At 60.8% G+C, this 26811-nt stretch carries 23 protein-coding genes and 2 pseudogenes; 10 read left to right on the top strand and 15 right to left on the bottom strand.

Annotation, left to right across the window (positions count from 1 at the left end; all coding sequences use genetic code 11):
• Nucleotide 1: 1 nt before the first annotated feature.
• Nucleotides 2–1354 (bottom strand): 3-oxoacyl-ACP reductase, encoded by a 1353-nt coding sequence (locus AB4N33_RS18705; RefSeq protein WP_476457971.1) that lies wholly within the window; start codon nucleotides 1352–1354, stop codon nucleotides 2–4.
• Between the two features lie 183 nt (nucleotides 1355–1537).
• On the opposite strand from AB4N33_RS18705, the pseudogene AB4N33_RS18700 reads away from it, so the two are divergent.
• Both AB4N33_RS18700 and AB4N33_RS18695 read left to right on the top strand, forming a co-directional pair.
• Nucleotides 1538–2810 (top strand): annotated as a pseudogene (locus AB4N33_RS18700) (acetyl-CoA C-acetyltransferase).
• 108 nt (nucleotides 2811–2918) lie between these two features.
• On the top strand, nucleotides 2919–3710 hold the full coding sequence (locus AB4N33_RS18695) for an AraC family transcriptional regulator (RefSeq protein ID WP_476457970.1): 792 nt from the start codon (nucleotides 2919–2921) through the stop codon (nucleotides 3708–3710).
• 58 nt (nucleotides 3711–3768) lie between these two features.
• On the opposite strand, the gene AB4N33_RS18690 is transcribed toward AB4N33_RS18695, so the two are convergent.
• Complete coding sequence (locus AB4N33_RS18690) at nucleotides 3769–5715, bottom strand: methyl-accepting chemotaxis protein (RefSeq protein WP_460118404.1); 1947 nt, start codon at nucleotides 5713–5715, stop codon at nucleotides 3769–3771.
• A 444-nt stretch (nucleotides 5716–6159) separates the two neighbouring features.
• Here AB4N33_RS18690 and AB4N33_RS18685 point away from each other — a divergent pair, with 444 nt between their 5' ends.
• The gene (locus tag AB4N33_RS18685; RefSeq protein ID WP_460118402.1) at nucleotides 6160–7056 is read left to right on the top strand and encodes a PA4780 family RIO1-like protein kinase; all 897 of its coding nucleotides are present in this window, start codon (nucleotides 6160–6162) and stop codon (nucleotides 7054–7056) included.
• 178 nt (nucleotides 7057–7234) lie between these two features.
• Here AB4N33_RS18685 and cueR read toward each other — a convergent pair whose 3' ends face one another.
• The 3 genes from cueR to AB4N33_RS18670 all read right to left on the bottom strand — a co-directional run bounded on the left by cueR (nucleotide 7235) and on the right by AB4N33_RS18670 (nucleotide 10495).
• Nucleotides 7235–7633 (bottom strand): Cu(I)-responsive transcriptional regulator, encoded by a 399-nt coding sequence (gene cueR / locus AB4N33_RS18680; protein ID WP_460118400.1) that lies wholly within the window; start codon nucleotides 7631–7633, stop codon nucleotides 7235–7237.
• Nucleotides 7630–10023: a heavy metal translocating P-type ATPase gene (locus AB4N33_RS18675; protein ID WP_476457969.1), complete on the bottom strand. Its 2394-nt coding sequence runs from the start codon at nucleotides 10021–10023 to the stop codon at nucleotides 7630–7632. Before AB4N33_RS18675 ends, cueR begins: the two co-directional genes overlap by 4 nt.
• Before the next feature lie 88 nt (nucleotides 10024–10111).
• Nucleotides 10112–10495 (bottom strand): hypothetical protein, encoded by a 384-nt coding sequence (locus tag AB4N33_RS18670; RefSeq protein ID WP_476457968.1) that lies wholly within the window; start codon nucleotides 10493–10495, stop codon nucleotides 10112–10114.
• Nucleotides 10496–10644: 149 nt separating this feature from the next.
• Between AB4N33_RS18670 and AB4N33_RS18665 the strand changes: the two genes are divergently transcribed.
• The gene (locus AB4N33_RS18665) at nucleotides 10645–10842 is read left to right on the top strand and encodes a heavy-metal-associated domain-containing protein (protein ID WP_460140354.1); all 198 of its coding nucleotides are present in this window, start codon (nucleotides 10645–10647) and stop codon (nucleotides 10840–10842) included.
• A 108-nt stretch (nucleotides 10843–10950) separates the two neighbouring features.
• Complete coding sequence (locus AB4N33_RS18660) at nucleotides 10951–12147, top strand: multidrug effflux MFS transporter (RefSeq protein ID WP_476457967.1); 1197 nt, start codon at nucleotides 10951–10953, stop codon at nucleotides 12145–12147.
• Between the two features lie 7 nt (nucleotides 12148–12154).
• Here the strand turns inward: AB4N33_RS18660 and AB4N33_RS18655 are convergent, their stop codons facing one another.
• The 3 genes from AB4N33_RS18655 to AB4N33_RS18645 all read right to left on the bottom strand — a co-directional run bounded on the left by AB4N33_RS18655 (nucleotide 12155) and on the right by AB4N33_RS18645 (nucleotide 13798).
• Nucleotides 12155–12325: a hypothetical protein gene (locus AB4N33_RS18655; RefSeq protein WP_460118390.1), complete on the bottom strand. Its 171-nt coding sequence runs from the start codon at nucleotides 12323–12325 to the stop codon at nucleotides 12155–12157.
• Nucleotides 12326–12459: 134 nt separating this feature from the next.
• On the bottom strand, nucleotides 12460–13473 hold the full coding sequence (locus AB4N33_RS18650; protein WP_476457966.1) for a zinc-binding alcohol dehydrogenase family protein: 1014 nt from the start codon (nucleotides 13471–13473) through the stop codon (nucleotides 12460–12462).
• Nucleotides 13474–13504: 31 nt separating this feature from the next.
• A complete protein-coding gene (locus AB4N33_RS18645; protein ID WP_476457965.1) occupies nucleotides 13505–13798 on the bottom strand; it encodes a putative quinol monooxygenase in 294 nt (97 codons plus the stop codon).
• Between the two features lie 118 nt (nucleotides 13799–13916).
• Here AB4N33_RS18645 and AB4N33_RS18640 point away from each other — a divergent pair, with 118 nt between their 5' ends.
• Together AB4N33_RS18640 and AB4N33_RS18635 are read left to right on the top strand one after the other, a co-directional pair.
• Nucleotides 13917–14846 (top strand): LysR family transcriptional regulator, encoded by a 930-nt coding sequence (locus AB4N33_RS18640; protein ID WP_476457964.1) that lies wholly within the window; start codon nucleotides 13917–13919, stop codon nucleotides 14844–14846.
• Between the two features lie 314 nt (nucleotides 14847–15160).
• Nucleotides 15161–15898, top strand: coding sequence for an ArsR/SmtB family transcription factor (locus AB4N33_RS18635; protein WP_460118382.1), 738 nt, complete (start codon nucleotides 15161–15163; stop codon nucleotides 15896–15898).
• Nucleotides 15899–15965: 67 nt separating this feature from the next.
• Here the strand turns inward: AB4N33_RS18635 and AB4N33_RS18630 are convergent, their stop codons facing one another.
• Nucleotides 15966–16919, bottom strand: coding sequence for an adenosine deaminase (locus AB4N33_RS18630; RefSeq protein ID WP_460140352.1), 954 nt, complete (start codon nucleotides 16917–16919; stop codon nucleotides 15966–15968).
• 195 nt (nucleotides 16920–17114) lie between these two features.
• On the opposite strand from AB4N33_RS18630, the gene AB4N33_RS18625 reads away from it, so the two are divergent.
• Complete coding sequence (locus AB4N33_RS18625; RefSeq protein ID WP_476457963.1) at nucleotides 17115–18206, top strand: calcium:cation antiporter; 1092 nt, start codon at nucleotides 17115–17117, stop codon at nucleotides 18204–18206.
• A 109-nt stretch (nucleotides 18207–18315) separates the two neighbouring features.
• Here the strand turns inward: AB4N33_RS18625 and AB4N33_RS18620 are convergent, their stop codons facing one another.
• From AB4N33_RS18620 to AB4N33_RS18595, 6 genes and pseudogenes are all read right to left on the bottom strand, one after another.
• Nucleotides 18316–19674: an 8-oxoguanine deaminase gene (locus AB4N33_RS18620; protein ID WP_476457962.1), complete on the bottom strand. Its 1359-nt coding sequence runs from the start codon at nucleotides 19672–19674 to the stop codon at nucleotides 18316–18318.
• Between the two features lie 278 nt (nucleotides 19675–19952).
• Nucleotides 19953–20639, bottom strand: a complete 687-nt coding sequence (locus AB4N33_RS18615) for an SDR family oxidoreductase (RefSeq protein WP_476457961.1) — start codon at nucleotides 20637–20639, stop codon at nucleotides 19953–19955.
• 24 nt (nucleotides 20640–20663) lie between these two features.
• Nucleotides 20664–20855: pseudogene (locus AB4N33_RS18610) on the bottom strand (MerR family transcriptional regulator); the annotation flags it as partial.
• Nucleotides 20856–21258: 403 nt separating this feature from the next.
• Nucleotides 21259–21840: an IMPACT family protein gene (locus AB4N33_RS18605; protein WP_476457960.1), complete on the bottom strand. Its 582-nt coding sequence runs from the start codon at nucleotides 21838–21840 to the stop codon at nucleotides 21259–21261.
• 7 nt (nucleotides 21841–21847) lie between these two features.
• Nucleotides 21848–22498 (bottom strand): TetR/AcrR family transcriptional regulator, encoded by a 651-nt coding sequence (locus tag AB4N33_RS18600; RefSeq protein WP_476457959.1) that lies wholly within the window; start codon nucleotides 22496–22498, stop codon nucleotides 21848–21850.
• 95 nt (nucleotides 22499–22593) lie between these two features.
• On the bottom strand, nucleotides 22594–23514 hold the full coding sequence (locus tag AB4N33_RS18595; protein WP_460118368.1) for a LysR family transcriptional regulator: 921 nt from the start codon (nucleotides 23512–23514) through the stop codon (nucleotides 22594–22596).
• 139 nt (nucleotides 23515–23653) lie between these two features.
• On the opposite strand from AB4N33_RS18595, the gene aptA reads away from it, so the two are divergent.
• Nucleotides 23654–25003: an omega-aminotransferase AptA gene (gene aptA / locus AB4N33_RS18590; protein WP_460118367.1), complete on the top strand. Its 1350-nt coding sequence runs from the start codon at nucleotides 23654–23656 to the stop codon at nucleotides 25001–25003.
• A 64-nt stretch (nucleotides 25004–25067) separates the two neighbouring features.
• On the top strand, nucleotides 25068–26561 hold the full coding sequence (locus AB4N33_RS18585; protein ID WP_476457958.1) for a CoA-acylating methylmalonate-semialdehyde dehydrogenase: 1494 nt from the start codon (nucleotides 25068–25070) through the stop codon (nucleotides 26559–26561).
• Nucleotides 26562–26811 lie beyond the last annotated feature (250 nt).

The following is a 26811-nucleotide window of genomic DNA, read 5'->3' as shown; positions in this document are numbered from 1 at the left end:
GTTAAGCCCCCAGAACGCTTTGGCCGCAGACCCGCAATGCCTGTCCTGTGAACGCACCCGTGCCGGGCTGCGCCAGCCAGGCCACCGCCTCGGCCACGTCCTGCGGCAAGCCGCCCTGGCCCAGCGAGCTCATGCGCCGGCCCGCTTCGCGCAAGCCAAAGGGAATGTGCGCCGTCATCTGGGTTTCGATGAAGCCCGGCGCCACCGCGTTGATACTGATCCCACGCTCATGCAGCAACGGTGCCCAGGCTTGCGCCAAACCGATCAAGCCGGCCTTGCTCGCTGCGTAGTTGGTCTGGCCGCGATTGCCGGCAATGCCGCTGATGGAGGCCAGCAGAATCACCCGGCCGTTGTCTCGCAACGTGCCGCTGTCGAGCAGGGCCTTGGTCAGCACCTGAGGGGCATTGAGATTGACCGCAAGCACGGCATCCCAGAACTCCGGAGTCATGTTGGCCAAGGTTTTATCCCGGGTGATGCCGGCGTTGTGCACCACGATGTCGACCCCGTCAGGCAACTGTTCCATCAATTGCGCGGCGGCATCTTCGGCGCAGATATCCAGGGTAATGCTGCGTCCGCCAAGCCTCGAAGCCAGGGCTTCAAGATCGGTCCTGGCAGGGGGGACATCCAGGAGAATGACGTCGGCACCGTCTCGGGCCAGGGTTTCGGCAATCGAGGCTCCAATGCCCCGCGCTGCGCCCGTCACCAGAGCCTTGCGCCCCGCCAATGGCCGCGTCCAGTCGGTGACGGGGGTATCGCAGGCATTCAAGCGGATCACCTGGCCGGACACGAATGCACTCTTGGGCGAGAGGAAAAACCGCAGCGGGCCTTCCAGTTGATCCTCGGCGCCTTCGCCAACCTGAATCAACTGCAAGGTGCCTCCACTGCGAAGCTCCTTGGCCAGTGAACGGCTGAAGCCCTCAAGAGCCCGTTGTGCGCTGGCGGCAAACGGATCGCGCAGATCCTGCGGTGCGCGCCCGAGAATCACCAGATGAGCGCTGTGGTCGAGGTTCTTCATGATCGGCTGAAAGAACTCACGTAACTGCTTCAAGGCGTCGGTGTGCACCAGCTCAGTGGCATCGAACACCACCGCCTTGAGTTTCGGGCCGTGGCCGGGGATCCACGCCGTCGCCAACGAAGGCCCGGTGCCATAGCTGTAGATGGCATCGGTCAGGCGATTGGCGAAAGCACTGACTTTCTGCGCCAGTGGCCCGCCGCCGATCAGCAGTGCGCCCTCGACCGGCCGAAGCCGGCCAGCTTGCCAGCGCTCCAGCCGTACCGGCGACGGCAGACCCAGGGCCCCAACCAGTCGATGGCCGATGGACGAATTGGCAAAGTCGATATAGCGGTCAGACATGGAACGCGCTCCGGTAGCTGGGGTTCAAAGTGTGGACCACGAATGGCAATCGGTCGTTCGATTCCCGGGATAAGGCCTACGCTTGGACAGGATAGGCCGTTTCGCCCCAGGCATTTCCAGGGCGTTACGGGGCTGTCCAGGGGGATTCGGTTCTATGTCGAGATATTTCATCAGGAGCTTTTCATGACTCGTCGCGTCGCGATCATCGGTGGTAACCGCATTCCTTTCGCCCGTTCCAATGGGCCGTACGCCACTGCGAGTAATCAGTCGATGCTCACGGCGGCGCTTGAGGGCCTGATCGAACGGTTCAACCTGCACGGCCTGCGCATGGGCGAAGTGGTGGCCGGTGCGGTGCTCAAGCATTCGCGCGACTTCAACCTGACCCGCGAATGTGTGCTCGGCTCGCGGCTGTCGCCGACCACCCCGGCCTACGACATTCAGCAGGCGTGCGGCACTGGCCTGGAGGCGGCATTGCTGGTGGCCAACAAGATCGCGCTGGGCCAGATCGACTGCGGCATTGCCGGCGGGGTCGATACCACGTCCGACGCGCCCATCGGCATCAACGAGGGGCTGCGCCGGATCCTGTTGCAAGCCAATCGCGGCAAAACCATGGGCGACAAACTGAAGACGTTCCTGCAATTGCGTCCCGGCCATCTCATCCCCGAGTTTCCCCCGCAATGGCGAGCCGCGCACCGGCCTTTCCATGGGCGAGCACTGTGAATTAATGGCGCAGACCTGGAGCATCCCGCGCGCCGAGCAGGATCAGCTTGCGCTGGAGAGCCATCACAAAATGGCCGCCGCCTATGCCGAAGGCTGGCATAACGACCTGATGACGCCATTTCTCGGTCTGACCCGCGACAACAACCTGCGCCCGGACCTGAGCCTGGAGAAACTGGCTTCACTCAAACCCGCCTTCGAGAAGAGCGCCAAGGGGACGCTGACGGCGGGCAACTCGACGCCGTTGACCGACGGTGCGTCGCTGGTGCTGCTGGGCAGTGAGGAGTGGGCCAGGGAACGAGGCTTGCCCATCCTGGCTTACCTGCGCGATGGCGAGGCCGGCGCGGTGGATTTTGTCAACGGCGCCGAAGGTTTGCTGATGGCGCCGGTGTACGCGGTGCCTCGTCTGCTCGCGCGCAATGGTCTGACGCTGCAGGACTTCGATTACTACGAAATCCATGAGGCGTTCGCCGCGCAGGTGCTCTGTACCCTGAAAGCCTGGGAAGATGCCGATTACTGCCAGACCCGCTTGGGCCTGGATGCACCGCTGGGTTCTATCGACCGCAGCCGGCTCAACGTCAAGGGCAGCTCGCTGGCGGCAGGGCATCCGTTCGCGGCGACCGGTGGGCGGATTGTGGCGAACCTGGCGAAATTGCTCGATGCGGCCGGGAAGGGCAGGGGCCTGATTTCGATCTGTGCGGCGGGTGGGCAAGGCGTGACGGCGATCATCGAACGTTGACCGGACGATCTGTTAAAACCAGGTCCCACGCTGATTGGTGGTGTTGAATAGATAAGGCACTTGCCCTACTGTCCATCTACCACCTGCCCATCTACACAAGGCCCCTGAATGCCGTCCAACGGACAACTGACCCTGGAACGCACCATTCCAGTCCTCGGGGCTTTGCCACGCCCCCTCTACGCCCGGGTCGAAAGCCTCAACGCCGGTTCCTGGACCCCGTCCCACCGCCATGACTGGGTGCAATTCTCCTACGCCATCAGCGGCGTTCTCGGCGTGCACACCGCCGAGGGCAGTTACTTTGCGCCTCCGCAGTGGGGGATCTGGATTCCGGCGGATTTTGACCATCAGGTCGTGACGTCGATGCGCGCCGAGATGCGCAGCCTGTATGTGCGCCGCGAAGACTGCCAGTGGGCGCCGGAGCGGTGTCGGGTGCTGGAGGTGACGCCGTTGGCGCGGGAGTTGATCAAGAGCTTTTGCCAACTGCCTGTGGAGTATCCACAGGGGGACAGCCCACAGGCGCGGCTGGTGAGTGTGCTGCTGGATCAATTGGCCAGCCTGCCGGAAGTCGGTTTTTCATTGCCGTTGCCGCGCCATGAGCGTTTGCTGGGGCTGTGCAACGAGCTGATCGAAAGTCCCGAGCACAACGTGACGTTGCAGCAATGGGCGCTACGCTTGGGGACGTCGGAGAAAACCCTGACGCGCCTGTTCCAGCGCGAAACCGGCTTGAGCTTTCGCGGCTGGCGCCAGCGCATGCGATTGCTGTCGTCGTTGAGCCTGCTGGAGGAGGGCGCGAGTGTGACCGACACCGCGTTGGCCTGTGGGTATGACTCCACATCGGCGTTTATCGCGGCGTTCAAAGGGTTGTTCGGATTTACCCCAGGGGAGTTGTTCCGCCAGTAAACGCCAATCGTCGGAACGCCGCCCGGAGCCTGCTCGCGATAGGTCACCCCGGTTCAGATCAGGTCTTGAACCTGCGCACTAACCCATCCAGCTCACTGGACAGCCCTGCCAGGCTCTGGGAGTCGAGCCGCGCCGAGTTCGCCAGTTCCGCCACCAACTGCGCATCGCCATGAATCTGGCTGATGTGGCGGTTGATATCTTCGGCCACCTGATGTTGCTCTTCTGCCGCCGTGGCGATTTGGGTGTTCATGTCTCGGATCACGTCCACCGACTCACGAATCTGCCCGAAGCTGCTACGCGCTTCGCCGATGCGGGTGACAGATTGCTGGGACACTTCCAGGCTCGCATGCATCTGTTGCGTCACTTCGCTGGTGCGCTTGGCGAGGTTGCCCAGCAGGCCGTCGATTTCCGCCGTGGAGTCGGCGGTACGCTTGGCCAGCGCGCGCACTTCGTCGGCCACCACCGCAAAGCCGCGACCCTGCTCACCGGCCCGGGCCGCTTCGATGGCGGCGTTGAGCGCCAGCAGGTTGGTCTGTTCGGCAATCGAACGAATCGTCCCGAGAATCGACTGGATGTCGTTGCTGTCACGTTCCAGTTGTTGCATCGATTGCGCCGATTGTTCGATTTCCTGACTCAGGCGATCCACGCTATTGACCGCCGCGTCGATCTGCAACTGACCTTCATGGGCCTGGCGCTGGCCACTGTCGGCCGATTCGGCGGCCTGACTGCAGGAGCGTGCGACTTCGTTGGCGGTGGCGACCATTTCGTGGAACGCGGTGGAAACCATGTCCACGGCTTCACGCTGGCGCCCGGCCGCTTCGGCCATGTCGTGGGACACCTGCGTGGAGCTCTTGGAGGTGTCGAGGATCTTGCTCGCGGCGCCGCCAATGCTCTGGATCAGGTTGCGAATTGCCGCCAGGAACTGGTTGAACCAGTTGGCCAGTTGCGCGGTTTCATCGCGGCCGCGGATTTGCAGGCTCCGGGTCAGGTCGCCTTCACCCTGGGCGATACCTTCCAGGCCACTGGCCACACTGCGGATCGGGCGTACGATGAGGCTGGCGAAACTGGCCCCGACTACGGCAAACAGCACGGCCAGCACGGCAGCGATGATTGCGATCAACCAGGTCAGTTGGGTCGCGGAGCTCATGACTTCGCTTTGCTTGATCAGGCCGATGAAGGTCCAGCCCAGTTGCTCGGACGGCCACACATTGGCCATGTAGCGCTCGCCGTTCAGCTCCACCTCGACCAGTCCTTTGCCGGCCTTGGCCAGTTGCGCGTAACCGTCGCCGAGGCTGCCCAAGGCCTTGAAGTTATGTTCTGGCTGCTTCGGGTCCACCAGCACGGTGCCGTTGTTTTCCAGCAGCATCAGGTAACCGGTTTCACCCAGTTTGATCTGCTTGACGATCTCGGTGAGTTGCTTGAGCGATACGTCGATGTTGACCACGCCACCCTGGGCACCCAACTGATTGGCCACGGCACGAACAGTACTCACCAGCACGGCGTCATCGCCTGCCCAGTAATAGGCCTCGGTGCGCACGGTCTTGCCCGGGTTGGCCATGGCCGTCTTGTACCAGGGGCGAATGCGCGGGTCGTAGTTGGACATTTTTGCGTCGCCCGGCCAGAACGCATAACCGCCACTGGACAGGCCGTAGGACACGTAGGCGTAAGCTGGATGGCTGGCGGCCAGCGCGGAAAACAGTTCAAACAGCTTGGTGTCGATTTCGGTATCGGGAATCTGGGCAGCATCAGCGCTGACGCGGCTTTTCACGCTGGCATCGGCATTTTTCACCAATGGCTGGTTCGCCAGGTACTCGACGTTCTGGCTGATACCGTCGAAAAACAACTGCATGGCGTTGGCGACCTGGCGAATCTCACGGCCACTGCCGTCGACGAAATCGTCCTTGGCGTCACCGCGAAGATTCAGCACCACCAGCGTGGCGACCAGTACCACGGGCAAGCAGGCGATGATTGCAAAAGCCCATGTCAACTTCTGTTTGATGTTCATCCGCGCTCCATATTTTCTTGTAACCCACGCAGTGCAGAGGACTCGCGGAATTATTGGCAGCCGTAAACGGTATTGTTGAACCCGATCCTGGGTGCGACGTCTTCTTTTAAGGAAGAGATCGTCGGACAATTCACTTTGTTACTGAAGACTTCGGCTGCTCGCGCGGGAAATTGAGGAATGATGGAAAAAATCCTACGAAAGGAGTCGCTGCGGTATGTCGAACTCTGTCGCCAATGCCCTCGCGCCCCTTCTTCAACGAGGGCAGCGGGCTCGGCTATGATCCTTGACGGTCTATGAACCTCAACGCAACGGGCCGGTTTTTTCGGCACATTGTGTGCATCTGCATCGTTCACAGGTCGGCAACCCCCTCCCGCCAATGAGTGGATTGCCGTATAACGAATGACTTTCGCGTGTTTGGTAATAAAGGACCCAGAATAAAAGCTGATGAAGACTCCAAAACGCATTGAACCCCTGATCGAGGACGGTCTGGTCGACGAGGTGCTGCGCCCACTGATGAGTGGTAAAGAAGCAGCTGTTTATGTAGTGCGCTGCGGCAATCAGTTGCGTTGCGCGAAGGTCTACAAGGAGGCGAACAAACGCAGTTTCCGCCAGGCGGCCGAGTATCAGGAAGGCCGCAAGGTCCGCAACAGTCGGCAGGCCCGAGCCATGGCCAAAGGCTCCAAGTTTGGCCGCAAGGAGACCGAAGACGCCTGGCAGAACGCCGAAGTGGCGGCGCTGTTCCGTCTGGCCAATGCCGGTGTGCGAGTGCCCAAGCCGTACGACTTCCTCGAAGGCGTGTTGCTGATGGAATTGGTGGCCGACGAATACGGCGATGCCGCGCCACGCTTGAACGATGTGGTGCTGGAACCGGACCAGGCACGTGAATATCACGCGTTCCTGATCTCCCAGATCGTGCTCATGCTGTGTACTGGCCTGGTGCACGGTGACCTGTCGGAGTTCAACGTGCTGCTGACGCCGACCGGTCCGGTGATCATTGACCTGCCGCAAGCGGTGGACGCTGCAGGTAACAATCACGCGTTCAGCATGCTGGAGCGGGATGTGGGCAACATGGCGTCCTACTTCGGGCGGTTTGCCCCGGAGCTGAAACAGACCCGTTACGCCAAGGAAATGTGGGCGTTGTACGAGGCTGGCACCTTGCAGCCGAGCAGTGTCCTGACCGGGGAGTTTGCCGATACGGAAGAACTGGCCGATGTTGGCGGGGTCATGCGTGAAATCGAAGCGGCGCGCCGTGAAGAAGAGCGCAAGCAGGCGGCCCGCGCGGCGGATGATGCGCCACCGAGCAAGGGGGGCGAGGAGCCGCCACCGCCTTGGTTGCAGTGAGGGGTTGAATCAGGAAACCGGCTTCGGCCGGTTTTTTGTGGGCATGGTTTTGGTGGGGTGGTGTCTTTGAGGGCCTCATCGCGGGCAAGCCCGCTCCCACAGGGGATTTTCAGTGCTCATCAGATCACTGTAGGAGCGGGCTTGCCCGCGATGGCGGCCTCCCAGTCATTGAGCAACCTCAGGCACAACACCCCGAAGCCAGGTTCTTCAGGATCGGGCAATCGGGCCGGTGATCGCCCTGACAATGCTCTACCAAGTCCTGCAGGGTATCGCGCAACTGTCCCAGTTCGCGGATCTTCTGCTCCAGCTCCTCGATGTGCTGGCGCGCCAGCGCCTTCACGTCGGCACTGGCACGCTGGCGGTCCTGCCACAGGGCCAGCAGCTTGCCGACCTCCTCCAGGGAGAACCCCAGGTCCCGGGAGCGTTTGATAAACGCCAGGGTATGCAAGTCGTCATCGCCGTACAGCCGATAGCCACTGTCAGTGCGATGGGCCGCCTTGAGCAATCCGATGGACTCGTAGTAGCGGATCATCTTCGCGCTCAGGCCGCTTTGGCGGGCTGCTTGGCCGATGTTCATCGGATGTCCTCCAGGTCCTTGGGTGTCCAGGTTTTCAACAGTAGCGCATTGCTCACCACGCTGACGCTCGACAGCGCCATCGCCGCACCGGCCAGCACCGGGTTGAGAAAACCGAAAGCCGCCAGCGGGATACCGATCAGGTTATAGACGAAGGCCCAGAAGAGGTTCTGGCGAATTTTCGCGTAGGTCCTTCGGCTGATCTCCAGCGCGGCGGGCACCAGGCGTGGATCGCCGCGCATGAGGGTGATCCCGGCTGCGTGCATGGCCACGTCGGTGCCGCCCCCCATGGCGATGCCGATGTCGGCGGCGGCCAGGGCAGGGGCGTCGTTAATGCCGTCGCCGACCATGGCCACCACTGCGGTTTTCTTCAGTGCCGCGACGGTGGCGGCTTTATCGGCGGGGAGTACCTCGGCGTGGACATCCTCGATGCCCAGCGCTTCGGCCACCACCCTGGCGCTGCCGCGATTGTCACCGGTCAGCAAGTGACTGCTGATCTGGCGGCTGCGCAGCTGTTGCACGGTTTGCAACGCGCCAGGCTTGAGGGTGTCGCCAAACGCGAACAGGCCCAGCACATGTGGCTGTGGTGTTTGGGCGATGAGCCAGGACAGGGTGCGGCCTTCGGTTTCCCAAGCGGTGGCGGAGTCGGCGAGCGCTCCGGCGTCCAGCCCGCTTTCTTGAAGCAGGCGTCGATTGCCCAGCGCCAACCGCCGGCCCTCGAGGGTGCCCGCGATGCCACGGCCAGTCAGCGATTGGCTGTCGCTGACGTCTGCCACCTGCAAGCCGCGTTCGGCGCATTCGTCCAGTACTGCCTTGGCCAGTGGGTGTTCGCTGCCGCGTTGCAGGGCGCCAGCCATTTGCAGAAGGGCGGCTTCGTCACCGTCGAGGGCACTCAGGTGGGCGATGCGCGGCGCGCCCGACGTCAGCGTGCCGGTCTTGTCGAACACCACGGCGCTGACGGCGTGGGCACGCTCCAGGGCTTCGGCATCCTTGATCAGGATGCCGTGGCGCGCCGCCACGCCGGTGCCGGCCATGATCGCGGTTGGCGTGGCCAGCCCAAGGGCGCAGGGGCAGGCGATCACCAATACCGCGACGGCATTGATCAACGCGGTTTCCATCGGCGCCCCGTACAGCCACCATCCGATCAGGGTTGCCAGGGCGATCAGCAGGACTGTCGGCACGAATACCTGGCTGACTTTGTCCACCAGTTTCTGGATCGGCGCTTTCGCCGCCTGGGCGTCTTCCACCAGGCGGATGATCCGTGCCAATACGGTTTCAGCGCCCAGGGCCTGGGTGCGGACCAGCAATCGACCCTCGCCATTGATGGCGCCACCGGTGACCTTGTCGCCGGGCCGTTTTGGCACGGGCAGGCTCTCGCCGCTGATCAACGCTTCGTCGGCATGGCTCTGGCCATCAATCACTTCGCCGTCGACCGGGAAACGTTCTCCGGGTTTGACCAGCACCTGATCATTGAGGCGCAACGCGCTGATGGCGACCTCTTGCTCGCGCCCGTCGATCACCTGGATCGCCCTTTCGGGGCGTAGCGCTTCGAGGGCGCGGATGGCACTGGCGGTCTGGCGTTTGGCGCGGCTTTCCAGGTATTTGCCCAGCAGCACCAGCGCGATCACCACCGCCGACGCTTCGAAATACAGATGCGGCATGCGCCCGGCGGCCGTGGCCCATTCATAGAGACTCAGGCCGTAGCCGGCGCTGGTGCCGAGGGCGACCAGCAGGTCCATGTTACCCGCACCGGCCCGCACGGCTTTCCACGCGGCCACATAAAAGCGTGCACCGAAGACGAATTGCACCGGCGTGGCGAGGGCAAATTGCACCCAGGCGGGGAGCATCCAGTGCACACCGAACGGTTGCAGCAGCATCGGCAGCACCAGTGGCAAGGCGAGGACTATGGCGAGGATCAGCGCCCAACGCTCCCGGCGCAGATGTTGCTGTTGCCTGTCGAGGGGCGGGTGCTCCAGGTCCCGGACGCTGGCGCTGTAACCGGCCTTGGTCACGGCGTCGATGAGGGTTTGAGACGTGACCTGTCCGAGCAATTCAAGGTGAGCGCGTTCGTTGGCCAGATTGACGCTGACGCTTTTGACCCCCGGGACTTTGCCCAGTGCCCGTTCAACCCGGCCAACGCACGATGCGCAGGTCATGCCCTCGATGCTCAATTCCACGCTGTGCCGCGGCACGCTGTAGCCCGCTTGCGCCACTGCGTCGATCAAGGCTGGCAGGCTGTCGCGGGGCGCTTGCACGCGCGCCTGTTCGGTGGCCAGGTTGACGCTGACGGCCGAGGCGCCAATGACTTTGCTCAAGGCACGCTCGACACGCCCGGCGCAGCTGGCGCAGGTCATGCCGGCAATCGGCAGATCGAAAGTGGTGGATTCGGACATCGGTCGCGCTCCCTGTAGAAGATGCCTACAGGTTCAACCTTGCCATGCGGGCAAGGTCAAGCGCCATGTTCCAGATCAATTGAACGTGTCAGTAATCCAGAGCCGTTCGCTTGAGGTACATGCCTTCCTGGGTCATGGCGATCCGGTACTTCAACACGTCCCCGGCCTTGAGGGTGATGACCTGCGAACCCGGCGCCAGCATTCCCGGATTGCAACCCTGTGCCTGGCCTGGCAGCAGTTTCAGGCGCAGCGAGACATTACCCGGCGGCAGGTTGAACGAGATGCTCTGCTCCTGGAACAATCGGGCCGACAGTTGATCCTGCAAGTACACGCCGATTTCGCAACTGGTCGACACTTCCAGGCGCTCGCGGGAAATGATCAGGACACCGTAATCCTCACCGGCAGCGTTGACCGAGGGCATGGCGGCGAAAAGGCTGAGTAAGCCAAACAGGCTGAAAGCTGACCAGCGCATGGCTGAATCTCCACGGATCGAGTCATTGATGCGCGTAGCTTGGCCGAGCCAGACGCCGATTGCCAGCCCGGCAGCGAAATGCAGAACTTGACCTTGCCATGGTGGAAAGGTCGAGACTGTGCGCAACCTCACTTAACAGGAGTCATTGCATGCAAGTGTTCAACGTTCAAGGCATGTCTTGCGGCCATTGCGTCAAGGCCATCACCCAGGCGCTGCAAGCGGCGGATCCGGCGGCCAGCGTGCGGGTCGACCTGGCTGCAAAGGAAGTCGGTGTTGAAAGTGCTTTGACCGCGGAGCAGGTGATCGCCGCGATCAGTGAAGAAGGTTATGAGGTGAAAGTTGCCTGAAGTCATGTAACCGATGAATTTTGATCGTTAGCGAACTATCGGAATGTTCAAGGCGTCCTCGCGCGGCTAGACTGTGAGACCGCAGACCTCAGCCGCACTGGATGCCTGATGAACCTCCGTACCATTTTGATACTTGGCGCCCTGAGCGCTTTTGGGCCGCTCGCGATCGATTTCTACCTGCCCGCTTTCCCGGCCATGGCGCTGGCGTTCGGCACGGATGAACAGCACGTTCAGCTGACGCTGGCGGCCTACTTCCTCGGCCTGTCCATCGGCCAACTGGCATACGGCCCGGTCGCAGATCGTTTTGGTCGGCGGGTCCCGCTGCTGGTGGGCGTCGGCCTGTTCACGGTCGCGTCCCTGGCATGTGCCTTCGCACCGAATCTGGAATGGCTCATGGTGGCGCGCTTCGTCCAGGCGCTGGGTGGCTGCGCGGGGATGGTGATCTCCCGGGCGATCGTCAGTGACAAATGCGATGCAGTCGGAGCGGCCAAGGTCTTTTCCCAACTGATGCTGGTCATGGGCCTGGCGCCGATTCTCGCGCCGATGCTGGGCGGGTTACTGGTCAACTCCACCGGCTGGCAGTCGATCTTCCTGGCGTTGACCGGCTTCAGTGCGTTGGCAGCTCTGGCGGTTGCACTTGGGTTGCCGGAAAGCATGCCCGAGCATCTGCCTCGTCAACCGTTGTCCGGTGCATTGCGTCAGTATGGGCGCTTGCTCAAAGACCCGATCTTTCTGGGGCACGCCCTGACCGGGGGCATCGCGATAGCGGGGATGTTTGCCTACATCGCCGGTTCACCGTTTGTGTTTATCAAGCTCTATGGCGTGCCAGCCGAACACTTCGGCTGGCTGTTCGGCACCAACGCGGCAGGTTTCATTCTGGTGGCGCAGGTCAATGCGCGATTGCTGGCCAAGCGCGGTCCCGCGTTTCTGCTGGCGCGCACAGTATGGATTTACCTGGCGGCAGCCCTGGCGCTGCTGGCCGTCAGCTCATTGCGCACCGAACAGTTGTGGCCCTTGCTGGTGCCGTTGTTCATCTGCATCGCCAGCCTCGGTTGCATTCTGCCCAACGCGTCTGCCTGCGCCATGACTGGCCAGGGGGCGCGTGCCGGCAGTGCCTCGGCGCTGATGGGATGCCTGCAGTTCAGCGTCGCCGCCGGTGCGGCGTCGCTGGTGGGAATTCTGTATGACGGCAGTGCCATGCCGATGGCGATGGTCATCAGCCTGTGCGCGATTCTGGTGGTGAGTGTCGCGATGTTCACCCGGCGCCTGCAAAATGCGCGCGCAGTGGCGCAAGCCCAGGTCTGAGAAAGTCTCAGCCAGCAGCGCGGTGCTGGTAAACCGGCATGGGGTGAGGGGCGTGCAAGCGCGCTTCAAGGGTTCGGGTAAAGGCGCGGGCTTCGGCTTCGCTGCGGAAGTTGACCACGTGTTGATCCAGAAGGACCTGCCACTGGGATTTTGCCAATTCTTTTATCAGGATCTTCATTGCTGACCTCCTCGGTTAAAAGATTGCATCGCAGAGATCACGATTGTAGACCCCCATGCAATCAAAACCATGACAACGATCAACGTTCGGACTGACGGCGCCGCCCGTGCGGGCGGCGCTTGTTTCAACGTATTTCAGAAGCCTTCAAGGACAATCTTGCCCTTGGATTTTCCACTTTCCAGTAGTTCATGGGCTCGGCGCAGGTTGGTGGCGTTGATCGTGCCGAAGTGCTCGCCGACTGTGGTTTTCAGCGTCCCGGCATCGATCAGCTCCGCCACCCGGTTGAGCAGTTTGTGTTGTTCGATCATGTCAGCGGTTTCGAACAGCGAACGGGTGTACATGAATTCCCAGTGCAGTGACAGGCTCTTGCGCTTGAGCTTGGTCACGTCCAGCGCTTTCGGATCGTCGATCAGCGCGAGTTTGCCTTGTGGGGCCAGGGCTTCGACCAACTGATCCAGATGCTGATCGGTCTGGGTCAGGCTGGCGACGTGCGTCACGTGCTCAAGGCCTGCGCGTTTCAATTCTTCGCTCAGCGGCTGGCTGTGATCGACGACCAGGTCGGCGCCCAGTTCACGCACCCAGCTTTGGGTCTGGGGCCGGGAAGCGGTGCCGATGACGTTCAGCCCGGTCAACTGGCTGGCCAGTTGCGTGAGGATCGAGCCGACACCGCCTGCGGCACCGACGATCAACAGGCTCTGGCCTTCATCGGTTTTGCCCTCGCGTATTTGCAGGCGTTCAAAGAGCAATTCCCACGCGGTGATGGCGGTCAGGGGCAGGGCGGCGGCTTCGGCGAAACCCAGGGATTTTGGCATATGGCCAACGATGCGCTCGTCCACCACGTGCAGTTCGCTGTTACCGCCCGCACGGGCGATGGAACCTGCGTAGAACACCTTGTCGCCGGCCTTGAACAGCGTCACTTCACTGCCCACCGCCTTGACCACGCCGGCCACGTCCCAACCCAGCACCTTGGCCGTGCCTGCCTCCGGCTGGACGTTCTGGCGAACTTTGGTGTCCACCGGGTTGACCGAAATGGCTTTGACTTCCACCAACAGGTCGCGTGGGCCGGCGGTCGGTTCGGGGAGCTCGATGTCCTGCAGGGATTTGGCGTCGCTGATCGCCAAGGAGGCGTAGTAGGCAATGGCTTTCATGGGGGACTCCAGAAGGTAATAAAAGAATGGGTCAAACCAGGGCGCGCAGGCGCTTGAGGTCGAAGTGTTCGATCAGCTCGCCGGCCGTGGCGCGAAAATGCTGGATGTGTGCGCTGGCGTCATGGGCCTGCAACGCCTCGTCGCTGTTCCATTGCTCGATCATGTAAAAGGCCTGCGGATTGGCCAGGTCCTGATGCAAATCGTATTGACCGCAGCCCGCTTCCGCGCGAGTTGGTTCAAGGAGCGCTCGAAGGTGTCGCTCGAGCGCGTCCTGTTGGCCGACTTTGGCAATCAGCGTGGCGATGGCGGTAAAAGGCTGGGACATGGTCGACTCCAGAATCAGGTTATTTGCGATGAGACAGATGATTGGCTATTTCATCGGAAGATAAAACCCGCTAAAAGCGCAGTCTCTTTCAATGAAATTTTGATAATGAGGCGTCGCGATGTTGCGCTTTGATGACCTGCAACTGTTCGTCCGGGCCGCGGACCTGGGTAGCTTGTCTGCCGCTGCCCGGGGCATGGACATGTCGGCGGCGGTTGCCAGCGCGGCGTTGAAGCGCATCGAGCAGCAACTCGGCGCCCGGTTGCTGGCCCGTTCCACGCGGAGCCTGCGCCTGACCGCTGAGGGTGAAGGTTTCCTTGAATACGCCCGGGCCGCGCTGGGTAATCTCGACGAAGGCCGTCGCTTGCTGGCCCGTGGCCAGGATCAAGTCAGTGGTGTGTTGCAGTTGTCGGCACCCTCGGATTTCGGGCGTAACCTGTTGCTGCCTTGGCTGGACGAGTTCCAGCGCGAGCACCCGCAACTGACCGTGCGTCTGTTGTTGGGCGACCGCATCGCCGACCTGTTTCGCCAACCCGTGGACATCGCCCTTCGCTATGGCGAGCCGGAAGATTCCAGCCTGGTGGCACTGCCCATCGCCCCACAGAATCGCCGCGTGCTGTGCGCCGCGCCCAGTTACCTGGCCACGCATGGCGAGCCGCGCCAATTGGAACAACTGGCGCAGCACAATTGCCTGTTGTACATGCTCGGCAGTCGAGTCCACGACCACTGGAGCTTTCACGACGGCAAACGTGAAGTCAGCCTGACCGTCAGCGGCGACCGCTTCAGCGACGATGCCGATGTGGTGCGCCTGTGGGCGGTGTCGGGTGCCGGCATCGCCTACAAATCCTGGCTGGATGTCGGCGCCGATGTGTTGGCCGGGCGTTTGAAAGTGCTGATGCCGGAGCTGCTGGGTGAGCGTGCTCCGCTGAATTTGCTGTGCGCCCATCGCGCTCAATTGAGTAAGCCGGTAAACCTTCTGCGGGAAATGCTTGCCAGCCGATGTACTCGTCTGGGCGGCCAATTTCCCGGGTTGGCAGGGGTTGATCTTTAGTCGCAGGCAAATAGCGAAATTTCTCTCAGTATCAATCACCACCAATGGTTTCCGAGGGGCAGGAACCGGGGGACAACACGCTTATACTAGCGCCCGTCTCATGTGTGCCCCACCAAGCTTGCCATGGCGGGGCCGCAGATGAGCCGATCGGCACTGCGGTCAATCACCTGTCTTTGCAAGTCTGCGAAGCAGCGGCTTGGGTGAGTGGATGGCTCTGCCCGGTTTATGGCGGTTTTCACGTCTTGGCCGAGGACACATTACTGGTCAAGATATCTCTGAGCAGTAGACGAAACGATTCAACAGGGAGTGAATACATGGAACATGCACCTTGCATCAGCCAGATTGCCACGTTGCTGTCTGACCCAAAGCGCAGCGCAATGATGTGGGCCTTGATGGACGGCGCGGCGCGGCAGGCTGAAGAACTGGCATTGCTGGCCCGTCTGTCGCCGTCTTCGGCCAGTGCGCATCTGGGGCGTTTGTCCGCCGGAGGGCTGTTGAAGGTCGAAACCCGTGGCCGCAAGCGATTCTTCCGGCTGGCCGCACCTGAGGTCGGCGCGGCGATAGAGGCGTTGGCCAGTGCGACGATCGCCAGTACCCCTCGGGACATCCCCGAGGTGTTCAAGCGCAATACGGCGCCTGTCCCTATTCGCCAGACTGCGCCATCGTCCTTGTTGCGTGCGCGCCTGTGCGACGATCATCTGGGAGGGACGCTGGCCGCGGACCTCTATCAGCGCCTGCTGGACGCAGGCTGGATCGAACAGTTCGATCATCGGGTGTCGATTACGCACAAGGGCGCCACCGAACTGGCGAACCGCGGTGTGTTCGTCCAGGCATTGGCGCACAGCACCAGCAAGGCTGCCTGTGCCTGTCCCGACTGGAGTGAGAGACGTCCGCACATGGGCGGGTCGCTTGGGGCGGCTTTGCTGCAGTTGTTCATGCAGTCCGGCTGGCTGAGCCTGCCGAATGACTCCCGTGCGCTGCACATCACCTCGGCAGGGCAGCGGGAAATCCATCGCTTCGCCAAGGAAACCGAGCTGGAAATGGCGTTGTAGGAGGGAGCCGGGGAGACCTGAATCATGTGGGAGCGGGCTTGCTCCCACATGGGTAGAGCGGCGCTGCTTACGGCTTGACCAACCGGGCATCCAGGCTGTTTTGCGCCAGGCGTTTGGCCTGGTCCTGGGTCATGCCCAGGTCGGTGTACAGCGCGTGGAAGTTCTCGGTCACGTAGCCGCCGAAGTACGCCGGGTCATCCGAGTTCACCGTGACCTTCACGCCGCGCTCGAGCATGTCGAGAATGTTGTGTTGGGACATATGGTCGAACACACAGAGCTTGGTGTTGGACAGCGGGCACACGGTCAACGGAATCTGCTCGTCAATGATCCGCTGCATCAGGCGCTCGTCTTCAATGGCGCGTACGCCATGGTCGATGCGCTGGATTTTCAGCAGGTCGAGGGCTTCCCAGATGTATTCCGGCGGGCCTTCTTCACCGGCGTGGGCAACGGTGAGGAAACCTTCGTGGCGGGCACGATCGAACACGCGCTGGAACTTGCTTGGCGGATGACCCATTTCCGAACTGTCGAGGCCGACGGCGACAAACGCATCACGGAACGGCAGCGCCTGATCGAGGGTTTTCTGGGCTTGCTCTTCGCTCAGGTGACGCAGGAAGCTCAGGATCAAACCGCTGGTGATGCCCAGTTGCTGCTCGCCATCTTTCAACGCGGCGGCGATGCCATTGAGGACCACTTCGAAGGCAATACCCCGGTCGGTGTGGGTCTGCGGATCGAAGAACGGTTCGGTGTGAACCACGTTCTGCGCCTTGCAGCGCAGCAGGTAGGCCCAGGTCAGGTCATAAAAATCCTGCGAGGTGCGCAGAACATCGGCGCCCTGGTAATAAAGGTCGAGAAATTCTTGCAGGTTGTTGAAGGCGTAGGCCTTGCGCAGGGTATCGACATCGTTCCACGGCAGCGCGATCTTGTTGCGTTCGGCCAGGGCGAACAGCAGCTCGGGTTCCAGCGAACCCTCGAGGTGCAGGTGGAGTTCTGCCTTGGGCAGGGCGTTCAGCCAATCGTACATGTGTTGAAATCTCATCAGGTGCAATGGCGGCATTCTACAGATGATCAAGGCGTTTATTGATAAAACCTGACTGGGCGGTTCATTCATTGCACGCCGAGACAACCATCGGGGACTAAGGTGTAACGAAACGTTAGCGGCGTCCCGCAGTCAGTAGCTCATGGCATCGCTTCGCGTCTTTCGGCATATAGGTCCGCAATGTTCACAATCCTCAAGCAAGAAAAGTTTCTGCTGCTGGCGCTGATCGCCGCATTCGTCGCCTACCCGCTGGAGCACTGGATGTTGCACAGCGGCCAGGTGATCGCGTTGATGGCCGGGCTGGTGCTGATTCTTTTCATCGTTGCTGCCTCCATGCGCGTTGCGCACCATGCGGAATTGCTGGCGGAGAAGGTCGGCGACCCTTATGGCACGATGATCCTGACGCTGGCAGCGGTGTTGGTTGAAGTGGTGATCCTGGCGATCATGATGAGTAATGAAGCATCGCCGACGTTGGTGCGCGATACGATCTACTCAGCCGTGATGCTCGACATCAACGGCATCCTTGGTCTTGCCGCGTTGATGGGCGGCATCAAGCACGGCGAACAGTCCTATAACGATGACTCTGCGCGCAGCTACAGCGTGATGATCCTCACGGCCATGGGTGTTTCGATGGTGGTGCCGGAGTTCATTCCGGAGGCCAAATGGAAAATGTATTCGGCTTTCACCATTGGGGCCATGGTCGTGCTCTACACATTGTTCCTGCGCATGCAGGTCGGGCCGCACAGTTACTTTTTCAGCTACAGCTATCCGGAAAAACGTCGTAGAAAAGAGTCCATGGAGCAGGAGCCAAAACCCGTCAGCCTGGCGCTGTCCATCGGCATCCTGGTGTTTGGCGTGATCGTGATTGGCGCCCTGGCAGAGGTCATGTCCAAGACGCTCGACCTGGGCCTGGAGGGCACGGGAGCACCGCCGGTGATCACAGCGATTCTGGTGGCGGCGATTTCCGCGGCGCCGGAGATCCTGACCGCATTGCGTGCTGCGCTGGCCAACCGCATGCAGTCGGTCGTCAACATCGCCATGGGGGCATCGTTGTCAACGGTGATCCTTACGGTGCCGGTGATGGAAGCGATGGCGCTCTACACCGGACAACCCTTTCAGATGGCGATGACGCCCGTGCAGACCGTGATGATTTTTCTCACGCTGATTGTCAGTGCGATCAACCTCAACGACGGCGAAACCAACGCCATTGAGGGGATGACCCACTTTGTGTTGTTCGCCACCTTCATCATGTTGTCGGTGTTGGGGCTGTAACGTTCCCTGTAGGAGCGAGCTTGCTCGCGATGCGTTATGACGGACACATTGATGGTGACTGACACACCGCTATCGCGAGCAAGCTCGCTCCTACAGGGGGAGTGTTGTGTCAGGTGCCGGCAATCAGTTGTTTCGCCGCTTGGCTGTGATCGGCAATCAGGCCTTTGAGATCCAGCCCTTCAACTTGTCCGTCGATCACCCGCCACTGGCCGCCGACCATGACTCGATCCGCCCGGTCCGCACCGCACAACAGCAGCGCCGACACCTGATCATGACTGCCGGAAAACCGCAGTTCATCGAGTTTGAACAGCGCAAGGTCTGCCTGTTTGCCTACCGCCAATTCACCAATGTCGCTGCGACCGAGCAACTGCGCTGAGCCCTTGGTCGCCCAACCCAGCACACGTTCCGGGGTGATCTTCTCGGCGCCGTACCGCAAGCGCTGTATGTACAGCGCTTGCCGTGCTTCGAGGATCATGTTCGACGCATCGTTGGACGCCGAGCCGTCCACGCCCAGGCCCAGTGGCGCCCCGGCATCGGTCAGTTCGATACTCGGGCAAATGCCGGAGGCCAGGCGCATGTTCGAGCTTGGGCAGTGACAAATACCGGTGCCGGCGGCGCCCAGGCGAGCGATTTCATCCGTGTTGAAATGGATGCCGTGGGCCAGCCAGGTACGCGGGCCGAGCCAGCCGACGCTGTCCAGGTAGTCCACCGTGCGCAGGCCGAAGCGTTGCAGGCAGAAATCTTCTTCGTCCAGGGTTTCGGCCAGGTGCGTGTGCAGACGTACATCGAGTTTGTTCGCCAACTCGGCGCTGGCCGACATGATGTCCTGGGTCACCGAGAACGGCGAGCAGGGCGCCAGGGCGATCTGGATTTGCGCGCCATCGCCACGTTCGTGGTACTCGGCAATCAGGCGCTGGCTGTCGTCGAGAATCACTTGGCCTTCCTGCACGGTTTGCTGCGGGGGCAGGCCGCCGTCCTTTTCGCCCAGGCTCATGGAACCGCGCGTCAGCATCGCGCGCATGCCCAGTTCGCGCACGCTCTGAACCTGCACGTCGATGGCATTTTCCAGGCCGTCCGGAAACAGGTAGTGGTGATCGGCGGCCGTGGTGCAGCCCGACAGCAGAAGTTCGGCCAACGCGACCTTGGTGGCCAGAGCGAGTTTTTCCGGGGTGAGGCGCGCCCAGACCGGGTAAAGGGTTTTCAGCCACGGAAACAATGGCTGATTGACCACCGGCGCCCAGGCGCGGGTCAGGGTTTGATAGAAATGGTGATGGGTGTTGATCAGGCCGGGGAGGATCACATGCTCGCGGGCATCGAACACCTGTCCACAGGGCGCGGACGGCTGCTGCCCGGCGGCGAGCACTTCGACGATCACACCGTCTTGCACGACCAGGCCACCACGGGCATCGAGGCCATTGGCCGTGAAGATTGAAAGGGGATTTTTTAACCAGGTACGGGTCGCAGGCATGGTGGCCGGCTCCTCTGAAAGTGGGTTCAGGTTAGCCAGCTCAGTGATTACCCTGTCTGCTGATCCAGGGTCGCCGTGGGGGCGAAGTGCCCAGTGTCAGATAAAAGTGCGTGGTGGGCAAGCCTCGGTCGACCAACCGGCATGCTTGCCCCTGAGCCTGTAGGAGCGAGCATGCTCGCGATGGAAGCCCAGGCACCGCGGGCATCCAGACAACCCGCGTCTTCGTTAACGACCATCGCGAGCATGCTCGCTCCTACAGGGGGCGGGGTCGCCTGTGGTTACCAGGGAATAACGTCACCCCGATAGTTCACAAAGTGATGCCCACCCTTGCCGACATACGCATTGACCTGATCAATCAGCCCCCGTGTGCTGGTCTCCACATCCAAGTCGGCACCCTCACCGCCCATGTCGGTTTTCACCCAGCCCGGGTGCAGCGACAGCACGGTCATTTTCTGTTCGCCCAGTTGGGTGACAAAGCTGTTGGTCATGGAGTTCAGTGCTGCCTTGCTCGCCTTGTACAACGCCAGCTCCGGTGCGTCCGGCATGGTGACGCTGCCCAGCACCGAACTCATGAAGGCGAGCACGCCGGTGTCGGGGCGAATCTGCCCGACGAAGCGCTGCGCCAGATTGATCGGCGCCACCGCATTGGTGAAAAACAACTGACCCACCTGCGCCAGCGTCGCACCGCCTGGCGTCTGCACCTCTGGTCCCTTGACTCCGGCATTGACGAACAACAGGTCAAACATCTCGCCCTTGAATTGCTGGCTCAACGCGATGACCGCCTGTTGATCGTCCATGTCGAGCTTTTCGATCCGCACCTTGCCCAATGCCTGCAAGGCGTCGGCGCCTTTTGGATTACGTACGGTGGCGGTAACTTGCCAGCCATCAGCAAGCAAGGTTTTCACCAGCCCCAGACCCAGGCCCCGAGAGGCTCCAATGATGAGTGCGGTTTTGACCTTGGACATACGCGGGTTCCTTGAAAGTGACGTTCACGGATTTAATGGACAACGTTGGCCGAGCCGTTGTTGCAATTCGCTGCGCAGGGCACCGAGCCATAACGCGGCGACGCCGTTGGCGATCTCGCCAAGCGTAAACCCTAATCGTTGAGCGGTCTTGATGTAGAGCACCAATTGCACCATTTACGCCGGGTATTCGCGATAACGTATCGCAAGCTGGTGAGCAAGAGTGCCTGGTATGACCTGATCGTGACGGCTGCGTTTGCCTCATGGCGCAGGTATTGCCGGTGCGGGCGGCGTCTGATCAAAAAATAACCAACCTCAACCAACCCAGGCCGGACATGAAATCGGGCCAGCCATAAACGGGTTATCCACAGATTGCTCCACAGTATTTGTGCGCAATCGCAAAAGTCGGGCATAAGCCCGGCTCGGCTTTCTTCTAAAGGTGATAAACCGAGTTAACTGGTTGTTTTGAGGAATCTTTTCAGCGATTGAAGAAAAATTGAACGAAAAATGAGCAATGCCCGCAAAACCGCATGACAGAAGGGTTACAGCATTATGTGCTCAGGTTATCCACAGTCGGGTGCACAGTAGATGTGGGCAATGTTCTGGTTCTAACGAATCGCAGTCAGCGTTGCAGCCGAATGCGCCCACGACTCAGATCCGCGAGCTGCTTTTGCAGGGTGTCGATCTGTGCCTCGCCTATCGCCAGTTGCATCTCGACACCGTTGGCGGTGAAGTTTTCTTCCACCACCAGGCCCCCGAGTTCCGCCACCCGTAGTTTTACCAGCGTCAGTTCTGCGAATCCGCACGCGCAGCTCACGGGCACGCGACTAATGAGCTCTACTTTCGGCGCCGCTTGCAGGCATTTGTTGGCGCCACCGCCATAAGCGCGGGCCAGGCCACCCGTGCCCAGTTGAATGCCGCCATACCAGCGGATCACCAGTACCACCACCTGATCGCAATCCTGTGCTTCGATCGCCGCCAGAATCGGTCGGCCAGCCGTGCCGCCGGGCTCGCCATCATCGGTGCTGCGGTACTGATCGCCCAGCTTCCAGGCCCAGCAGTTGTGCGTGGCATTCAAGTCGCTGTGCTGTTCGATGAACGCCTGGGCTTCGGCAGGGCTGCCGATTGGCGCGGCGTAGGTGATGAAGCGGCTTTTACGAATCTCTTCGCGGTATTCGCAAAAGCTGCTGAGGGTAAAAGGCATAAGTGTCTTAAATAGTTGGAGTCAGGCCGCAGCCCTTGAGAATGATGCGGATCAGGTTATCGCCGGCCTCTTCCATGTCCTGTTTGGTCAACTTGGTGCGACCGCTGACCCGACAGATCTGCGTGGCGAAGTCGGCGTAATGCTGGGTGCTGCCCCAGAGCAGGAAGATTAGGTGAACCGGATCCACCGGGTCCATTTTACCGGCCTCGATCCACGCCTGGAACACCGCCGCCCGGCCCTGGAACCAGGCGCGGTAGTCCTGGTTGAAATACTCGGTCAGGCATTCGCCGCCGCTGATCACTTCCATGGCGAAAATGCGCGAGGCTTGAGGTTGGCGGCGGGAAAACTCCATTTTGGCGCGGATGTAACGGGTCAACGCGTCGGCCGGATCATCCTCGGCCGTGAGGCTGTTGAACGTGGCGTCCCATAATTGCAGGATGTTGCTCAGCACCGCCACATACAACCCCAGTTTATTCGTAAAGTAGTAATGCAGATTGGCCTTGGGCAAACCGGCGTTCAGGGCGATGGTATTCATGCTCGTGCCTTTGAACCCGTGACGGGCGAACTCGTCTTCGGCGGCTTTGATGATGGTCTCTTCGTTCTTCTGACGAATGCGGCTGGCAGGTTTGCCGCCGTGAGCGGGAACTTCAAAGGTCATGGGCACTTCCGGACAGGTGGGTGGGTGCAAGCAGTGCGTTGATAGCGCACCGACAGGGTACCCGACAAGTCTTGATGCAATAAAACCCGTACGGATCAGCGTGTGGCCGCCAGGCTTTCCAGGAAACTTTCCAGTACCAGGTGCGCGCGTCGGCCTTTTCGGGTTACCGAGGCCAGGCTCAGATCATAGAAACGAGCTTTGGGTTTCAGTGCTCGCAGGCGACCTTGTTGCACCCAGAGGCCGGCGTAGTGGTCCGGCAGATAGCCGATGTAGCGGCCGGTCAGGATCAGGAACGCCATGCCTTCGCGGTCCGAAGCGCTGGCCGTGCAATTGAGCGCCTGGTAATGCGCCTGGATTTCTGCCGGCAAGCGGAACGTCGGAGCGATTGCGTCCTGACTATTGAGGCGTTCGTCGTCCAGTTGCTTGTCGTCGACGTAAAACAATGGATGTCCCACCGCGCAGTACAGCAGCGAGCGTTCACTGTAGAGCGGTTGATACTCGAGACCGGACAGCGCGCTCGCCTGTGGCACCACGCCCACGTGCAGGCGGCCGTCGAGCACGCCCTGTTCGACCTCGTTGGGGGCGATCATGCGGATCTGAATCTGCACGTCCGGCCCACGCTCCTTCAATTGTGCCAATGCGTGGGTGATGCGCATGTGGGGCAGGGTGACGAGGTTGTCGGTCAGGCCGATGATCAATTCGCCGCGCAAGTGTTGATGCAGGCCGTTGACCTCGGTGCGGAAACTTTCCAGCGCGCTCAATAGCTGCAACGCCGACTGGTAAACCTCGCGCCCTTCCTCTGTCAGGGAAAATCCAGCGCGACCGCGTTGGCAAAGACGCAGGCCGAGGCGCTGTTCGAGGTCGCTCATTTGCTGGCTGATCGCCGAGCGCCCGATGCCCAGCACCGTTTCTGCTGCCGAGAAACCTCCGCACTCCACCACGCTGCGGAAGATGCGCAACAGGCGGATATCAAAGTCGCTGACTTGTGCCAGCGGATCGGGACGGCGGCTACTCATGCGCTGTGTGCTCAAAGTTTAGTGAGGGGCAGACTGAACATTACAAAAGTTGGATTTCACCGACTTTATCCTCGTGGCAATTTAGCTGCAAGAACGCTGTTCATCTCCATGCCGCTTATCGCCCTTTGAGGTTTTGCCCATGAATCTGCCTGAAAATGCACCGACTGCCCTGGCCAGCCAGCTCAAGCTCGATGCTCACTGGATGCCATACACCGCCAACCGCAATTTCCAGCGTGATCCGCGACTGATCGTGGGGGCAGAAGGCAGTTGGTTGGTGGACGACAAGGGGCGCAAGGTCTACGACTCCCTGTCCGGTCTGTGGACCTGCGGCGCCGGGCATACCCGCAAGGAAATCCAGGACGCGGTGGCCAAGCAACTGGGCACCCTCGATTATTCGCCGGGCTTCCAGTACGGCCACCCGCTGTCGTTCCAATTGGCCGAGAAAATCACCGATCTGACGCCAGGTAACCTCAATCATGTGTTCTTCACTGATTCGGGTTCCGAATGCGCGGATACTGCGGTGAAAATGGTCCGCGCCTACTGGCGTCTGAAAGGCCAGTCGACCAAGACCAAAATGATCGGCCGTGCCCGTGGTTACCATGGTGTGAACATTGCCGGCACCAGCCTTGGCGGTGTCAATGGCAACCGCAAGCTGTTTGGTCAGGCGATGATGGACGTCGACCACCTGCCGCACACCCTGCTGGCGAGCAATGCGTATTCACGTGGCATGCCAAAAGAGGGCGGCATTGCCCTGGCGGATGAACTGCTCAAACTGATCGAACTGCATGACGCATCGAACATTGCCGCCGTATTCGTCGAGCCAATGGCCGGTTCTGCTGGTGTGCTGGTTCCGCCAGAGGGTTACCTCAAGCGCCTGCGTGAGATCTGCGATCAGCACAACATCCTGCTGGTGTTCGATGAAGTGATCACCGGTTTCGGTCGTACCGGCACCATGTTCGGCGCCACCACTTTTGGTGTGACCCCCGATTTGATGTGCATCGCCAAGCAAGTCACCAACGGCGCGATACCGATGGGCGCGGTGATTGCCAGCACCGAGATCTACCAGACCTTCATGAACCAGGCGACGCCTGAGTACGCGGTGGAATTCCCGCACGGCTACACCTATTCCGCGCACCCGGTGGCTTGTGCTGCAGGTCTTGCAGCCCTGGATCTGCTGCAAAAGGAAAACCTGGTGCAGAGCGTGGCCGAAGTCGCGCCGCATTTCGAACAAGCACTGCATGGCTTGAAGGGTTCGAAAAACATCATCGACATTCGTAACTTTGGCCTGGCCGGCGCAATCCAGATCGCGCCTCGTGACGGCGACGCCATCGTGCGTCCGTTCGAAGCGGGCATGGCGCTGTGGAAAGCGGGCTTCTACGTACGCTTCGGTGGGGACACCCTGCAATTTGGCCCAACCTTCAACAGCAAGCCGCAGGACCTCGATCGCCTGTTCGATGCGGTCGGCGAAGTGCTGAACAAGATCGATTGATTCTCCCTTCTATATATGGCGCCCCGCGACGGGGCGCCTGTGAACAACTTTTCAGGAGCCCCGCATGAGCGTTACCCCGCATTTGATCAATGGCGAACTGGTCACCGAAGACGGTCGCTCGACCGACGTGTTCAACCCCTCCACCGGCAAGGCGATCCACAAGCTGCCGTTGGCCAGCCGTGAAACCATTCAGAAAGCCATCGATTCGGCCAAGGCTGCGTTTCCAGCCTGGCGCAACACGCCGGCAGCCAAGCGTGCTCAGGTGATGTTCCGGTTCAAGCAATTGCTGGAACAGAACGAGGCGCGTATCGCTCAACTGATCAGCGAAGAGCACGGCAAGACGCTGGAAGATGCGGCGGGTGAACTGAAGCGCGGTATCGAGAACGTCGAGTTCGCCTGTGCGGCACCGGAAATCCTCAAGGGTGAGTACAGCCGCAATGTGGGTCCGAACATCGATGCCTGGTCGGATTTCCAACCGTTGGGCGTGGTGGCCGGTATTACGCCGTTCAACTTCCCGGCGATGGTGCCGCTGTGGATGTACCCGCTGGCGATCGTCTGCGGTAACTGCTTCATCCTCAAGCCATCCGAGCGTGATCCAAGTTCGACACTGCTGATCGCGCAACTCCTGCTGGAAGCGGGCTTGCCCAAAGGTGTGCTGAGCGTGGTGCATGGCGACAAGGCCGCCGTGGATGCGTTGATCGAAGCACCGGAAGTCAAGGCGCTGAGCTTTGTCGGCTCGACACCGATTGCCGAGTACATCTATTCCGAGGGCACCAAGCGCGGCAAGCGTGTCCAGGCGTTGGGTGGGGCGAAGAACCATGCGGTGCTGATGCCGGATGCGGATCTGGATAACGCGGTCAGCGCATTGATGGGGGCGGCGTACGGCTCCTGCGGCGAGCGTTGCATGGCGATCTCGGTGGCCGTGTGTGTGGGCGACCAGGTGGCCGATGCGCTGGTGGCTAAATTGGTGCCGCAGATCAAGGCACTGAAGATCGGTGCGGGCACTAACTGCGGTCTGGACATGGGGCCTCTGGTTACCGGTCAGGCTCGCGACAAAGTCAGCGGCTATGTGGAAGACGGTGTAGCCAGCGGTGCGAAACTGGTGGTCGATGGTCGTGGCCTGACCGTGGCCGGCCATGAAGAAGGTTTTTTCCTGGGTGGCTGCCTGTTCGATAACGTCACTCCAGAAATGCGCATCTATAAAGAAGAGATCTTCGGGCCGGTGTTGTGCGTGGTTCGCGTGAACAGCCTGGAAGAGGCCATGCAACTGATCAACGATCACGAATATGGCAACGGCACCTGCATCTTCACCCGTGACGGTGAAGCGGCGCGGTTGTTCTGTGATGAGATCGAGGTCGGCATGGTCGGCGTCAACGTGCCATTGCCGGTGCCGGTGGCTTATCACAGCTTCGGCGGTTGGAAGCGTTCGCTGTTTGGCGATCTGCATGCCTACGGTCCTGATGGTGTGCGTTTCTACACCCGTCGCAAAGCCATCACCCAGCGCTGGCCACAGCGTGCAAGCCATGAAGCATCGCAGTTCGCTTTCCCTAGCTTGTAAGTAGAAGGGAAGAAAGCCGAGCCCCTTGGGGCTCGGCTTTCTTGTTTTTGGGGGCTTTTTTGACCCATATGACAGAAATATGAAAATAGGTGTTGACGGCAGATTCTGGACGTCTATAATTCGCCCCACTTCCGGCGCAGTCGAAACGGAAAACTCCTTGGTAAACAACGAGTTACGCAGTTTTCGACGGTGTTCAGCTTCAGGTCATCGAAGCCTGGAAGGAGTCGGTCAGGCAGGAAGTTGTCGCTTG

The sequence above is a fragment of the Pseudomonas sp. S1_E05 genome (assembly GCF_056337105.1).
The sequence above is the reverse complement of the archived record's forward strand: the minus strand, read 5'-3'. Positions and strand labels throughout refer to the sequence as shown.